This window comes from Sphingomonas bacterium (assembly GCF_903643065.1).
Taxonomy (GTDB): Bacteria; Pseudomonadota; Alphaproteobacteria; order Sphingomonadales; family Sphingomonadaceae; genus Sphingomonas.
The window spans coordinates 1-14054 of record NZ_CAHJWX010000019.1 but is presented as its reverse complement, the minus strand read 5'-3'; the positions used below and the strand labels follow the sequence as shown (position 1 = coordinate 14054).

The window sequence follows — 14054 nt, the reverse complement described above, 5'->3', positions numbered from 1 at the left end:
GGACGCGCGGGGCTTGTGCGGCGAGCCAGGCGGGCCAGTCGGCGGGGGTGACGAGGTGGATCGCGCGGGCGGGCTCGCCGCGATCGGGGCGGAGCAGGGCGGGCAGGTCGATCATTGCGCGGGGCTCACCAGCAGTTGTTCGAGGCGACCACCCGGGCCCGGTTCGGCGAAGGTGCCGATCTGGAGCACGCGCCCGGGATAGCTGACGCGGTAATTGCGCTCGACGAAGCCGCCACGCAGCGCCGTTTTGCCGGCCTGCGTGAACGCCGCCGGCTCGCCCAGCGGTTGCAGGCTGGTCCGGTAGTCGGCCTGCGCGGCGGGGTTGAAGTAATAGGCGGCGTCCGCCGTCAACAGGCGCGCGTCCAGCGTACCGGTGCGGAGCTGATCATAGACCTGGCGCACCTTGACCATCGCGGCCTGATCGTCCGCCGTCGCGGGCGGGGTGGGAAGGATGATGCGGCTGATCGCGGTGGCGATGCGCCGATAGGCGTCGGAGAACCAGGCGTTGGTGAGCACCACCACCGCCGCCTTGTCGTCCGGCAGCACCATGTTCTCCGACAGGAAGCCGACCGCCTCGCCGCTATGCTCCACGAAGCGGCGACCGTCGGCGACCCCGGCGAAGACGCCCAGCCCGTAGCCAGTGGTGGAGCCGTCCGCGAGCCGCACCGGCGTTTCCTGCGCGGCCCAGTCGTCCGCCGGCACGAGCGCGCGGTCCATCCGCGCGATGTCCCATCTCGCAAGGTCCTGCGCCGACATCGACAGCTCGCCCGCCGCGTATAGCCAGCCGCGCGCCGCCGGCGTCTCGACCCGCACGGGGCCGAGCGCAAGGCGCCTGTAGCCGTCCGGGAAGCCGGGCCCTCGCGCCAGGTCCTGGTCGATCGCGCGGATGCCCAGCGGCCCGAAGATGCGCTGGCGCAGGAGGTCGAGCAGCGGCATGCCCGCCACCTTCTCCACGATCAGTCCGGCGACGACATAGCCGGTGTTGGAATATTGCCACTGCGTGCCAGGCGTGAAATCGAGCGGCTTCCTGGCCCAGCGGTCGACGATCTGCGCGGGCGTGACCGGCGTCGCCATCGCCTTGAAGCTGTAATCCTGCGGCCAGTAATCCTGCAGGCCGCTGGTGTGCGACAAGAGCTGGCGCACCGTGATCGTGTCGCCCCCGCTGATGCCCAGCAGGTATCTGGCCACGTGATCATCCAGGTTCAGCCTGCCCTCGTCCTCCAGCAGCAGCATCGCCATCGCGGTGAACTGCTTTGAGTTTGACGCGATCTGGTAGGGCAGCGTCGGATCGGGCGCGCCACAGCGCTCGCATTGCTTGCCATAGGCCCGGGACAGCACGATCCGCCCCCCGCGCACGATCGCGATCTCGGCCGACGGCACGCCCGTGTCGGCGAGCGCGTCGGTGACGACCTTGTCGATCTGCGCCTGTTCGGCGGGCGTGAGCGCCTGCGCGAACGCGGGGGTGGAGAGGAGGGAGAGAGGAGCAAGCCACAGCCAGTCTGTTCGCATCATCGTTTAGCCTCGGTCGTCACAACGCTACGAGGTCGGCTTGGCACTGTCGCGTTCGTGTCGGGCCATCAACTCCCGCAGGAACTCGAAGAACGCCGTTTCTGTCTGCTCGCTGGTTCGGTCGTCCCGGATCACCTGATGCCAAAGAACCGCCAGCAGGTAGGAAATTATCACGATGGCGGTCACTGCGACAACGATGAGTAAATTGTTGAACAATAGAGATGTCATTGCTTCAGCTCCTCTGCAGCATCCAGATAGCGACTGACCCGTTCCTCATGCGCGATTCGGCGCGAAGTGAAGAGGTGGGAAGCGAGCAGGCCAGCAAGCGCGATCACAACACCTGATATCGTCAGGACGAGCGCGCCCAAAGCGGCAGTAGCCGTGGCTAACGCTACACCACCGCCGACCGCCAAGGCCGCACCGATGCCAATACCCACCTGTTGAGCAGTATTGGCCGCGTTACCAGCCCTGGCAGCGAAGGTCTTCTGTTGACGTCCGAGGTCCTTCAGGCGCTGCCGTACGATCGGGCTATCAGCAGAAGCGACCCATATGGTCAACTCTCGCCCATGGATCTCCAGTACCAGAGGGGTCCCACCAGTCTGGCTGGTTATTGGTGCCCCGGACATCACCGATGTCGGGAGCTGCGAAGACCCTTCCGTCATGGTCGCGACCCATCCACGCTATACGGTCCAGCCGTAATGCCTCAACATCATCGCCTAGGCACGCCATAAAGGTCGTGCTCGTCGGCGTCCTCGATCAGGACGGGGACGATGTCGCCGGGCGCGAGGTGGCCGGCGTCGCGCAGGAACACGGCGCCGTCGATCTCGGGCGCGTCGGCCTGGGATCGGCCCGTCGCGCCATCCTCGCCGACCTCGTCGATGATTACGAGCAGCGTACCGCCGATCTTCGCGGCCAGCTTGGCGGCGCTGATCGCGGCGGTGCGCTCCATCACGCGGGCGTAGCGCTCTTCCTTGAGCGCCTCGGGCACCGGATCGGGCAGCGCGTTGGCGGCGGCGCCGGCGACCGGCTCGAATCGAAAGGCGCCGACGCGGTCGAGCTGTGCCTCGTCCAGCCAGTCGAGCAGATACTCGAAGTCCGCCTCCGTCTCGCCGGGGAAGCCGACGACGAAGGTGGAGCGGATCGCGATATCGGGGCAGACGCTGCGCCAGCCGCGGATGCGGTCGAGCACCTTGGCCTCGTTGGCGGGGCGCTTCATGCGCTTGAGCACGGCGGGCGAGGCATGCTGAAACGGGATGTCGAGATACGGCAGCACCAGGCCCTCGGCCATCAGCGGAATGACGCTGTCGACATGCGGGTAGGGGTACACGTAGTGAAGCCGCACCCAGGGCGCGATGCGGCCCAGCTCGCGGGCGAGGTCGGTCATCGTCGGCACCACCTCGCGCCCTTTCCAGGCACGGGGCTCGCGGCGGATGTCGATGCCATAGGCCGACGTGTCCTGGCTGATGACGAGCAGCTCGCGCGTGCCGGCGGCGACCAGCTTCTCCGCCTCGCGCAGGATCGCGTCGGGGCGGCGGCTGACCAGATCGCCGCGCAACGACGGGATGATGCAGAAGGAGCAGCGGTGATTGCAGCCCTCGCTGATCTTCAGATAGCTGTAGTGGCGCGGGGTCAGCTTGAGGTCGACATCCTCCACCGCGCCGCCGGGGACCAGGTCGAGATAGGGCGAGCGCGCTGGTGGCGCCGCCGCGTGCACCGCCTCGACGACTTGCTCATACTGATGCGCGCCGGTGATCGCGAGCACCTGCGGGAAACGCGCGCGGATCAGCTGCGCCTCCGCGCCCATGCAGCCGGTGACGATCACCCGCCCGTTCTCCGCGATCGCCTCGCCGATCGCTTCGAGCGACTCCTCCTTGGCGGAGTCGAGGAAACCGCAGGTGTTGACGAGCACCACGTCCGCGCCGGCATAGTCGGGGGACATACGATAGCCCTCCGACCGGAGCACCGTGAGGATGCGCTCGGAGTCGACGAGGTTCTTGGGGCAGCCGAGCGACACCATGCCGACGCGCGGCGGGGAGGGGAGGACGGTGGCCATGGGAGGCGGGGATGTAGGGGAGGGTTGCGGGTTGCGCCAGACTCGGCTTTTGGTGACGCTCACGGGCGCAAGCCCAAAGGCGAGGCGATGCAGACGCGGCTTGATCTGACTTGCCATTCGGACACGCCGTCCAGCGGCGTGACCGCTGTCTACGCTTTTCTGACGACGCTCGGCGGCGCACCCCACGAGCGCATGATCGACTTCCACATTCACTCGTGTCGTCAGCTTCATCTACCTGTCGCGGTCGAACCCGTCCGGACAGATGGTCTGTGGCAGACGACCTGCGTCGAGCTGTTCCTGAAGCCGGAGGGCGATAGCGGCTATATTGAGTACAACCTTTCGCCGTCATTTGCCTGGGCGGCCTATGCCTTCGATGATTACCGGACCGGGATGCGTGAACTACCGCTCACCTTCGAGCCGGACATTCAGCTGTCTCCGTACAACGGGTTGCTGATGTCGGTGCACGCCGAGCTGGACGTCTCAGCGTGCGCAAACCGGGAAACAGCCGTGGGCCTCTCCGCCGTCATTGAGGAAGCCGATGGCACCAAATCTTACTGGGCCCTCGCCCACGCCCCCGGCCCGCCGGACTTCCACAACCCGGCTTGCTTCACCGCCAAGCTCCCGGCACCACCCGCTCCATGAACTTCGGCATCGATCGCTTCCTCGCCGACCCCGCCCTCCGCGCGCCGCTCGCGGGCAAGCGCGTCGCCCTGCTCGCGCATCCGGCGTCGGTCACCGCCGACCTGACCCACTCGCTCGACGCGCTCATCGCGGCGGGCGTCAACGTCACCGCGCTGTTTGGGCCGCAGCATGGGGTGCGGGGCGATCTCCAGGACAACATGATGGAGAGCCCGGACGAGACCGATCCGGTGTACGGCGTCCCCGTCTTCAGCCTCTATGGCGAGGTGCGGCGGCCGACGGGTCCTTCGATGGAGACGTTCGACGTGCTGCTGGTCGACCTCCAGGATGTGGGCTGCCGCATCTACACGTTCGTGACGACGCTGCTGTACGTGCTGGAGGCGTGCGCGGCGGCGGGCAAGGCGGTGTGGGTGCTCGATCGGCCTAATCCGGCGGGGCGACCGGTGGAAGGCATGACGCTGCGCCCGGGCTGGGAGAGCTTCGTCGGCGCCGGGCCGATGCCGATGCGCCATGGGCTGACGCTGGGCGAGCTGGGGCGGTGGTTCGTCACGCGATGGCGGCTCGACGTCGACTATCGCGTGATCGCGATGGCCGGCTGGCGGCCCGACGAGGGGCCGGGCTTTGGCTGGCCGCCCGAGCGGGTGTGGGTCAATCCGTCGCCCAATGCCGCCAATTTCAATATGGCGCGTGCCTATGCGGGCACGGTGATGCTGGAAGGCACGACGTTGTCGGAAGGCCGGGGCACGACACGGCCGCTGGAGATGTTCGGCGCGCCGGGGCTGGACGCGCGCGCGGTGCTGGCCGAGATGCGGGTGCTCGCGCCCGCGTGGCTGGCGGGCTGCACGCTGCGGCCGATCTGGTTTCAGCCGACCTTCCACAAGCATGTGGGGGCGTTGTGCGGCGGGCTGTTCATCCATGCCGAGGGCTCGGCCTACGACCACGGGGCGTTCCGGCCGTGGCGGCTTCAGGCGGCGGCGTTCCGGGCGGTGCGGACGCTGATGCCCGATGTGGCGCTGTGGCGCGACTTCCCGTATGAGTACGAGTTCGACAAGCTGGCCATCGACGTGATCAACGGTGGGACGCGGTTGCGCGAGTGGGTGGACGATCCCGCTGCCGCGCCGGGCGACCTTGACGCATTGGCGACCCCGGACGAGGCGGCGGGGGCGGAGGAGCGGCTCGACTTCCTGCTGTATTGAAGCGGGTCATGCCGGGTTCGCCCCGGCATTCACCACGTCCCTGGCGCGGGCGCGTCCGGCCGACGTGCCGGACCCCGGCGCAAGGCCGGGGTGACGAGGTTATTTCTTCTTCCTGGCCCCGCCCTTCTTCGGCGCGGGCTTGGGGCTGCCCTTGATCGCCTTGGCGATGGCGGGGCCGCCGACCAGCGCCGCCGCGCCCGCCAGCACCGCCGCGCCGATCGCCGCGATCGTGCCCGGATGCTCCCTGACCACCTCGACCGCCTCGCCGGCCAGTTCCTTCGCGCGGTCGGTCAGCGATTCCGGCGCGGGCGCCTCGGCGTGAGGCTGCGGTTCCGGGGCGGGCGCGGGCGCATCGTGCTGGACATGCGCGTGCTTCATCTTGGCATTGGGAATGGATGACATGGGCTACTCCGATCCCAGGCACAACGGTGCGGGCGCCGTCGATGTTCCTACCCCCCGGCGTGCCCCGCCGTCTCGCGCCGGCTCGTCACCGTCGCCAAGCTGGATGTGCGCCCATCAATGCCGGCGCGTCAGCTCGCGCATCGCATTGTCGAGGCCGTCGAGCGTCAGCGGGTACATGCGGTCGCCCATCAGCTCGCGGATCATCGTCACCGATGGCGAATAGCCCCATTGCGCCTGGGCCACCGGGTTGAGCCACACCGCCGCCGGATAGGTGTCGGTCAGCCGGCGCAGCCAGACCGCGCCGGCTTCCTCGTTATGGTGCTCGACCGACCCGCCCGGCTGCGTGATCTCGTACGGGCTCATGCTCGCGTCGCCGACGAACACCAGCTTGTGGTCAGGGCCGAACTTGTGCAGCACGTCGGAGGTCGGCGTCCGCTCCTCAAAGCGGCGGCGATTGTCCTTCCACAGACCCTCGTACGGGCAATTGTGGAAATAGAAGAACTCCAGATGCCTGAACTCGGTCGTGGCGGCGCTGAACAGCTCCTCGCACCGCGTGACGAACGGGTCCATCGAGCCGCCGACATCCAGGCACAGCAGCAGCTTGACCGCATTGTGCCGCTCGGGCCGCATCACGACGTCTAGCCAGCCCTGGCGCGCGGTGCCGGCGATCGTCGCGTCGAGGTCCAGCTCGTCCGCCGCGCCCTCGCGCGCGAAGCGACGCAGGCGCCGCAGCGCCACCTTGATGTTGCGCGTGCCCAGCTCGCGCGTGTTGTCCAGGTCGCGAAACGCACGCTGGTCCCACAGCTTGATCGCGCGACCGCGCCCGGACTCGCCGCCGATCCGCACGCCTTCGGGATTATAGCCGCCATTGCCGAACGGCGAGATGCCGCCGGTGCCGATCCACTTGCTGCCGCCTTGATGCCGACCCTGCTGTTCCGCCAGCCGCTGCCTGAGCGCCGCCATGATCTCGTCCCACGATCCCAGCGACCTGATCTTCTCCATCTCCTCGGGGGTCAGAAACCGTTCCGCGATCGCCCGGAGCCAGTCGGCCGGAATCTCGGCGGTCTGCTCGCCCCCGTCCCGCGCGACGCCGCGAAACACCTTGGCGAAGACCTGGTCGAACCGGTCCAGCAGCGCCTCGTCCTTCACATAGGTGGCGCGCGACAGGAAGTAGAACTGCTCCGGCGTCCGCTCGATCACGTCGGCCTCCAGCGCGGCGAGCAGCGTCAGATGCTCCTTGAGGCCGGCCGGGATGCCGGCGGCGCGCAGCTCGTCGAGGAAGGCGAGGAACATGACGGCCCTGGCAGGTTAACGCCGCGCTTACCTTGTGGAGGCTAGGCCGGCGACATGACGACGACTGGGCCTAGCATGGCGACGAAGGCGGACGCGAGCGCGATCGACGACATGGCGCGCAACTGCGGCGCCGTCGCGATCGGCGCGACCGAGGCGCACGGCCACATGACCCGGGTCTCCGGCACGATCCGCGCCCAGATGGTAACGCTGGCGAGCCTGCAGGACGTGACGGCGCAGCTGTCGGCGGAACAGGCGCATGGCCTGCGCTCGGTGATCGAGGCGCGCGCGGTGGCGGATCGATCGAGCGAGCATGTCCGCGCGGGCGCGCCGCTGATCTCGGAGTCGATCAACGACTTCTCGCAGCTGACCGATCTGGTGGTGCGGCTGGGCGCGCACCTGACCCGCTTCGCGACCGCGATGGAGGATGTGCGCCGCGTCACCGCCGACATCGACGGGCTGGCGCGCACCACCAACGTGCTGGCGCTCAACGCGACGATCGAGGCCGCGCGCGCGGGGGCGGCCGGGCGCGGCTTCGCGGTGGTGGCGGACGAGGTGAAACGGCTCGCCGCCTCCACCCGCATCGCCAACGACGCGATCGGCACGCGCATCGCGAGCCTGCACCAGGAAGCCGGCGGGATCGCCGCCGACCTGTCCGCCGGCGTCGAGCAGGCGCGCGCGGCGCAGGACCGGTTCGGCGCGATCGACGGCGTGCTGGGCGAGGTGACGCGGCTGGCCGAGCTGGTGACGCAGCAATCCGATGAGATAGTGCGCGCGACGGAGGTGGTGCGGACGGGCGTTACCCGCGTGCGCGACGGGCTGGACGGCTTCGCCCGCGATGCGCGCGCGAACGGCGAACAGCTGGGTGAGGCCGAGCGCAACGTCACGGAACTGGAGCTGCTGTCCAACCGCATGTTCGATCGCCTGGTCGCGGCGGGCTTCGCGCGCGACGACCAGCGCTTCGTCGAGATGGCGATCGCGGGCCGCGACGAGGTGCTGGAGCTGGTCGAGACGGCGATCGCGCGTGGCGAGATCGAGGCGGACGCGGTGTTCGACACCGACTATCGCCCGATCCCCGGCTCCGATCCGCCGCGCCATGACAATCGCTTCGCCGACTGCGCCGATCGCTTGATCCGTCCGGTCATCGACCGGATCGTCGCCGCCGACCAGCATATCGAGGGCTGCGTGATGACCGACGTCAACGGCTATCTGCCGACGCACGGGTCCGGCCGCTCGCTGCCGCCGCGACCCGGCGATCCGGACTGGAACGATCTCCATTGCCGCAACCGCCGCGTGCTGCTCGACGCCGCGACCAGGCGCGCGATCGAGAGCACGGCACCCTTCACCATGTCGGTCTATGCCATGAGCCGCCGGTCGCAGCAGCTGACGGTGAAGAGCGTCTATGTCCCGCTGTTCATCGCCGGCCGCCGCTATGGCAATTTCGAGATCGCCTATCGCGACGCGTGAGCGTCACGGCGTCGGCACCACCGGCAGCTCCACCGCGCTGCCGCCCGCGCCGCCCCAGGCGATGCTCACCGTCGCCTTGCGGTAATCGCCGGGCTTGGCATCGAAGATGTTGGGCACGAACGTCTGCGGGTTTCGATCGTACAGCGGGAACCAGCTCGACTGGACCTGCACCATCAGCCGATGACCGGGGAGGAACACGTGATTGGCATGGGGCAGCACCACGCGCACGGTCGCGGGCTGGCCGGGCACGAACGCCTTGGGGCTCGACAGGCTGTCGCGGTAGCGGCCACGCACGATGTCCATCGCGACCGCCAGCTGATAACCGCTCAGCTTGTGGTCGGGGCCGTAGACGTCCGGGTAGACGTCGATCAGCTTGGCGACGAAATCGCCGTCGGTGCCCGTCGTCGTCACCTGAAGGTTCACCGCCGCGGCGCCCGCGATCGCGAGCGGCTGCGTCAGCGGCGCGCTCTGGTAGGCGAGCACGTCCGTGCGATCGCTGAACGGGCGCTGGTCGTCAACCAGCCACTGGCCCCAAGTGGAGTTCTCCCCATAGGTCGGGCGGATCGGGCGCAGGCGATAGGGGATCGGCTTGGCGGGATCGCTGACGTAGCTGTCCGCGCCGGTCGCGGTGCCCGGCGTGGCCGCGAGCGTATTGTTCGCGCCGAAGGACCAGCGCTGGATCGCGGTCGACGCGGGCCAGCGATCGAGCCGCTGCCACCGGTTCGTGCCCGTCTGGAACGCGAAGACGCGCGGCAGGTTGGCGGGCCGTCCGTTCGTCTTGAGATGCTCGTCCAGGAACGGGATCAGCGTGCCTTGCCGGAACTGCCTGGCGGTGTCGGCGTCGAACTTGATCGCGCCCAGCGTGGAGCCGTCGCCCATCCAGCCGCCGTGACGCCACGGCCCGAAGGCGAGGTGGTTCAGCCCCTGCGGATCGACCGGTTCCAGCGCCGTGAACGCGGCGACCGCGCCGTAGATGTCCTCCTGGTCCCATTGCGCCGCGATCCACAGCGTCGGCACCGAGGGTGCGCGCCGGGGCAGGATGTCCTCCAGCGCCTGCGCCTGCCAATAGGCGTCATAGGTCGGGTGATCGTGCAGCCGCTGCGCGATGGGCAATTGCTCCAGCGCGTGCGCGTGGACGAAGTCGCTCGCCGAGCCGGCGCGGAGCCATTCGTTGTAATCGTCGTAATCGGCGCGTGGCAGGTCGTCGCCCTCGCCCTTGGCGGTGTCCTGACTATAGTAATAGTCGTAGCCGATGACCCTGGTCGCGCCGCCGTGGAAGTCGTCGTCGCCCTTGTAGGTGTTGATCACCGGATTGGCCGGCACCGCCGCCTTGAGCGCCGGGTGCGGGTCGGTGAGCGCCATCGCGACCATCATGCCGTCATAGCTGGTACCGATCATCCCGACGCGGCCGTTCGATTCGGGCGTGTGCTTCACCAGCCAGTCGATCGTGTCATAGGCGTCGGTCGCGTGATCGACCTTGCCGGGGTTGTCGGGGCCCCGCAGCGGGCGTTCGTTGACGTACACGCCCTGCGAACCGTATTTGCCGCGCACGTCCTGCACGGCCAGGATATAGCCGGCCCGGACGAGCTCGCCCGCCGAGGCGGAGACGATCTGGTCCGCCTCCGTGGCGTCACTGGCCTTGATGATCCGGTCCGCGTGGTAGGGCGTGCGATCGAGCAGGATCGGCCCGCCGGTCAGCCCTCGCGGGATCAGCAGCACCGTGTGAAGCTTGACGCCGTCGCGCATCGGGATCTCGGCGACGCGGCGCTCATAATGCCGGACGATCGGCACCGGCTTGAACGCCTTGGGGATGTCCGACGGCAGCTCCTGCGCGAGCCCGGCGCCGCCCAGCGCCACCAATCCCCATCCGATCGTCCACCGCATCCGCTTATACTCCTCGGCGGCGGTTCGTGGCACAGCGGCGGCGCGACGCCTAGCCGTCAGCGGCCGGGAACATAGGCATCGATCAGCGCGCCGACATAGTCCGGGTGGCGCCCGGTCAGCTCGGGCGCGGGCGGCCCGTCGCCATAGACGAAGCCGGCGATCGGATAGACGGTCGAGCCCAGCCCGTCCGAGTCGCGGAACCAGACCTTGACCTCGCTCCAGTCATTGTCGGGCGACACGTCGTACAGCGTCACGTCCTGCTCCGCATGGCCCCGCTCGCCATTGAACCGTGACCAATTGGCATGGGTGAGCATCACCACCCGCTTCTCGATGACCCGGCTGACCACCGCGACATGGCCCAGCGGCAGCCGGCCCGAGCGTTCGAAGACGATGACGGCGCCGGCGCGGGGACGATGACCGCGTTCGTAGCGCCCGTCGGCCTGGTCCCACCAGGTCCAGGCATCCCCGAAGATCTGGATCCCCGACGCGGCCCGCGCGAACGGCACGCACTGGCCGACATAGCCGAGCAGGTCGGCGGACGCCGGCACGGCGGTGGTGGCGAGGCCGACCAGCAAGGCGATACGGCAGGAAAGCGAGCGCATGACGGCTACTCTGGTACCAGATGTCGTGGTTTAGTATGACATCAATGGTTGATGACTGGTAGATAAGGACGTGACGGGATCGCGCCGCTGCTCCAGCGCGATCTGGTGTGGCGTGCCACCAGGCAGCGCCAGCGATGTTGCGCCGCCCGGCGGATCAGCCGCGGCCTGCCGTTGATCCCCTCCGAGTCGAGCGCCGGTCCGACGAGCCGGTACAGTAAGTCGTCGCCGTAACCTCGATCCTGAAGCGGGAGCACGACCGGCGTCTGTCCCCACCTGCGGACCTGTCCCGCGACATCGAGCAGCATCTGCTCGGCGACGAGGTGGCCGGTGTTGTCCCCGACAACGAGGATCGGTGAAAGGCTAGGGCTGTTCGGATGTCGTCGAGACGCGCTGCTAAGCGTTAAGAGCCGCGGCAGGGAGGACGAGGACGCTCTGGCGCACCAGCAACGCTAGCGTCGGGCTGATCATGCCCGTGTCGTCATGCTGCAGCGCAGCCACCCAGCACATTGTTGGCAAAGACCCGCTTGGCTGGTCCAGCATTAAACTGGCACATATCAACGCCTCGAAAACATTCGCGTATACCTATCAAATCCGATATCATCGCAGACAATGACGTGCCAGCCTCTCGTACCATAACGAACGGATTTCATGCATGAACAGGCACGACGGACAAAGCCGAGATGTTGCTGCATCCGACGGTCCACCCCTTCCTTCCGCTGATCTCACCAGTGCAGTAGGTGAAACGCAGCACCGTCGGCTTCGCATGCTGGATGGCTGGCGCGCGCTCAGCATCCTGCTGGTACTTGCAGCTCACCTGCTGCCGCTCGGCCCCAAGCTCTGGAACATCAACGGCGAGGTCGGCGTCATCGGGATGGCGGTGTTTTTCACATTGTCCGGTTTTCTTATTGTCAGCATCCTCCAGCGCGACCCAGACATCGGTCGATTTCTGGTGCGGCGCATCGCCCGTATCCTACCGCTGGCATGGCTGGCGCTAATATTGACCCTGCCCTTGGAGAAGGTGGGTCCTCCTGTCTGGATTTCCAACTTCCTGTTCTACGCCAATCTGCCGCCGTTCCCGTTTGCGCCATGGTCAGGCCATTTCTGGAGCTTAGGCGTGGAGATGCAATTCTATCTCGCGATCACGATCCTGGTCTTGGGACTTGGCCGTCGTGGGTTGTGGTTGGTGCCGATGGCGGCAGCGGCGGTAACGGCGAGCCGGATTGTAGTCGGTGTAGAGGTGTCGATCGTCACTTGATTCCGGGTTGATGAAATCCTGGCCGGCGGCATCCTGGCATTGATCGTTCATGCCCCGGACGGACCCTGGTCCCGAGTCTTGGCCCGACTGCCGTTCTGGCCGATAGCTATCTTGGCGGCGCTGTCCGCCGCGACCAGCTTACCATGGCTCAACTATGCGCGACCCTACCTGGTCGCCGCGACCGTGGGCGTGACTATCCTGCGCAGGATCCCTGGCCTGTCGCCGCTGCTGGAGTCGCGACCTGCCGCCTATATCGCGAGGATATCCTACGCGTTGTATATCATCCATCCCTTCATGGCTCACGGCTGGCTGGGATCCGGTGCCGGCTGGACCAAATACTCCAAGCGGCCGCTCACCTTCGCGCTGACCTTCGGCCTCGCTCACCTATCAACATTTCACTTCGAAAGCCGGTTTATTGCCTGGAGTCATCGCATTCGCCGCCGGCCACTGACACTTTTGCCGGTCTGACTGCGCGTTCAAAGCCAAAGCGCCGGCGTGAGCCGGCTTCAGGGCGTGCTTAGTCAGAACTTCATGACCGTCGTCACTACCAGGGGCGGCCGCCGCGCGTCCGGTGCCATTGTCAATGCGCCGCCGGACCGGCCCGATTGTGGAACCTAGCCCCGATGCGCCTGCCGCTTGGCCAAGAAGGCGAGGCGCTCGAAGAGCATCACGTCGTGTTCGTTCTTGAGCAGCGCGCCGTGGAGCGGTGGGATCGCCTTGGTCGGGTCGCGGTTCTGCAGCACGTCAAGCGGCAGGTCCTCGTGGAGCAGCAGCTTGAGCCAGTCGAGCAGCTCGGAGGTCGACGGCTTCTTCTTGAGCCCCGGCACCTCACGCACCTCGTAGAAGATATCCATCGCCTTGCCCACGAGGATCTTCTGGATGCCGGGAAAGTGGACGTCGACGATCGCCTGCATCGTGTCGCGGTCGGGAAACTTGATGTAGTGGAAGAAGCAGCGGCGCAGGAAGGCGTCGGGCAGTTCCTTCTCGTTGTTGGACGTGATCACCACGATCGGGCGCTCGACCGCGCGGACCAGTTCCTTCGTCTCGTAGACGAAGAACTCCATGCGATCGAGCTCCTGCAACAGGTCGTTGGGGAACTCGATATCGGCCTTGTCGATCTCGTCGATCAGCAGCACCGGCGCCGACGGGCGGGTGAACGCCTCCCACAGCTTGCCGCGCCGGATATAGTTGGCGATGTCGTGGACGCGCGCGTCGCCGAGCTGGCCATCGCGCAGCCGCGCCACCGCGTCATATTCGTACAGGCCCTGTTGCGCCTTGGTGGTGGACTTGACGTTCCACTCGATCAGCTCGGCACCGGCGGCGCGCGCGATCTCGTGCGCGAGCACCGTCTTGCCGGTGCCGGGCTCGCCCTTGACCAGCAGCGGTCGGCGCAGCGCCACGGCGGCGTTGACCGCGACCTTCAGGTCGTCCGTCGCGACATAATCCCGCGTGCCCTCGAACCGCTGCATCATCATCGCTCCTCGTGCGAGCCGGCGATGGGCGATCCGGTGGCGGCGCGCAACCGCTACGCGCCGCGCGCGCTGGCCCGCGCCTCCAGCAGGCCGAACAGTCCGCGATGCCGGGCGAACAGCTGTTGCGCGCCGAAGCCGGTCGCGCGTTCGCCCGTGTCGGCGAGCGCGGCCGCGATCCGCTCGTCGGAGGGAAGCGCCGACGGTGCCAGCGTGACGCCAAAGCGCTCGGCGGCGGCGGCGAGCACCTGCCGGATCGCGCCCCAATCCACCAGCAGCGCCGCGACC

At 67.6% G+C, this 14054-nt stretch carries 16 protein-coding genes; 5 read left to right on the top strand and 11 right to left on the bottom strand.

Annotated features, from left to right (window positions below):
- Positions 1-111: 111 nt before the first annotated feature.
- The 4 genes from HUU95_RS01630 to rimO all read right to left on the bottom strand — a co-directional run bounded on the left by HUU95_RS01630 (position 112) and on the right by rimO (position 3562).
- Entirely contained in the window at positions 112-1512 is a 1401-nt protein-coding gene (locus HUU95_RS01630; RefSeq protein WP_254602557.1) for a serine hydrolase domain-containing protein, read from the bottom strand.
- Between the two features lie 24 nt (positions 1513-1536).
- Positions 1537-1737: a hypothetical protein gene (locus HUU95_RS01625; protein ID WP_174278488.1), complete on the bottom strand. Its 201-nt coding sequence runs from the start codon at positions 1735-1737 to the stop codon at positions 1537-1539.
- Positions 1734-2066, bottom strand: a complete 333-nt coding sequence (locus tag HUU95_RS01620) for a hypothetical protein (RefSeq protein WP_174278487.1) — start codon at positions 2064-2066, stop codon at positions 1734-1736. The genes HUU95_RS01625 and HUU95_RS01620 overlap by 4 nt, the downstream gene beginning before the upstream one ends.
- 152 nt (positions 2067-2218) lie before the next feature.
- Entirely contained in the window at positions 2219-3562 is a 1344-nt protein-coding gene (rimO, locus tag HUU95_RS01615) for a 30S ribosomal protein S12 methylthiotransferase RimO (protein ID WP_174278486.1), read from the bottom strand.
- Between the two features lie 87 nt (positions 3563-3649).
- Here rimO and HUU95_RS01610 point away from each other — a divergent pair, with 87 nt between their 5' ends.
- A complete protein-coding gene (locus HUU95_RS01610; RefSeq protein WP_174278485.1) occupies positions 3650-4204 on the top strand; it encodes a DOMON-like domain-containing protein in 555 nt (184 codons plus the stop codon).
- Complete coding sequence (locus HUU95_RS01605) at positions 4201-5397, top strand: exo-beta-N-acetylmuramidase NamZ family protein (RefSeq protein WP_174278484.1); 1197 nt, start codon at positions 4201-4203, stop codon at positions 5395-5397. The genes HUU95_RS01610 and HUU95_RS01605 overlap by 4 nt, the downstream gene beginning before the upstream one ends.
- Before the next feature lie 99 nt (positions 5398-5496).
- Here the strand turns inward: HUU95_RS01605 and HUU95_RS01600 are convergent, their stop codons facing one another.
- Positions 5497-5799 carry a hypothetical protein gene (locus tag HUU95_RS01600; RefSeq protein ID WP_174278483.1) on the bottom strand — a complete coding sequence of 101 codons (303 nt, stop codon included), beginning with the start codon at positions 5797-5799 and terminating at the stop codon, positions 5497-5499.
- Between the two features lie 114 nt (positions 5800-5913).
- Complete coding sequence (locus HUU95_RS01595) at positions 5914-7092, bottom strand: vWA domain-containing protein (RefSeq protein ID WP_174278482.1); 1179 nt, start codon at positions 7090-7092, stop codon at positions 5914-5916.
- Between the two features lie 75 nt (positions 7093-7167).
- Here HUU95_RS01595 and HUU95_RS01590 point away from each other — a divergent pair, with 75 nt between their 5' ends.
- The gene (locus HUU95_RS01590) at positions 7168-8556 is read left to right on the top strand and encodes a methyl-accepting chemotaxis protein (protein ID WP_174278481.1); all 1389 of its coding nucleotides are present in this window, start codon (positions 7168-7170) and stop codon (positions 8554-8556) included.
- A gap of 3 nt (positions 8557-8559) precedes the next feature.
- Here the strand turns inward: HUU95_RS01590 and HUU95_RS01585 are convergent, their stop codons facing one another.
- The 3 genes from HUU95_RS01585 to HUU95_RS01575 are packed head-to-tail and all read right to left on the bottom strand — an operon-like array spanning position 8560 to position 11347.
- Entirely contained in the window at positions 8560-10440 is a 1881-nt protein-coding gene (locus tag HUU95_RS01585; protein WP_217429719.1) for a CocE/NonD family hydrolase, read from the bottom strand.
- Between the two features lie 56 nt (positions 10441-10496).
- Entirely contained in the window at positions 10497-11042 is a 546-nt protein-coding gene (locus HUU95_RS01580) for a CHAP domain-containing protein (protein ID WP_174278480.1), read from the bottom strand.
- A 41-nt stretch (positions 11043-11083) separates the two neighbouring features.
- Entirely contained in the window at positions 11084-11347 is a 264-nt protein-coding gene (locus HUU95_RS01575) for a hypothetical protein (protein ID WP_174278479.1), read from the bottom strand.
- Positions 11348-11694: 347 nt separating this feature from the next.
- On the opposite strand from HUU95_RS01575, the gene HUU95_RS14280 reads away from it, so the two are divergent.
- Entirely contained in the window at positions 11695-12297 is a 603-nt protein-coding gene (locus tag HUU95_RS14280) for an acyltransferase family protein (protein ID WP_217429717.1), read from the top strand.
- A gap of 111 nt (positions 12298-12408) precedes the next feature.
- Complete coding sequence (locus tag HUU95_RS14275; protein ID WP_217429716.1) at positions 12409-12765, top strand: hypothetical protein; 357 nt, start codon at positions 12409-12411, stop codon at positions 12763-12765.
- 146 nt (positions 12766-12911) lie between these two features.
- Here HUU95_RS14275 and HUU95_RS01565 read toward each other — a convergent pair whose 3' ends face one another.
- Both HUU95_RS01565 and HUU95_RS01560 read right to left on the bottom strand, forming a co-directional pair.
- Positions 12912-13766, bottom strand: a complete 855-nt coding sequence (locus tag HUU95_RS01565) for an AAA family ATPase (protein ID WP_174278489.1) — start codon at positions 13764-13766, stop codon at positions 12912-12914.
- Positions 13767-13822: 56 nt separating this feature from the next.
- Positions 13823-14054 (bottom strand): DUF6975 family protein (locus tag HUU95_RS01560; RefSeq protein ID WP_438827192.1); only part of this gene is annotated, 232 nt, incomplete at its 5' end.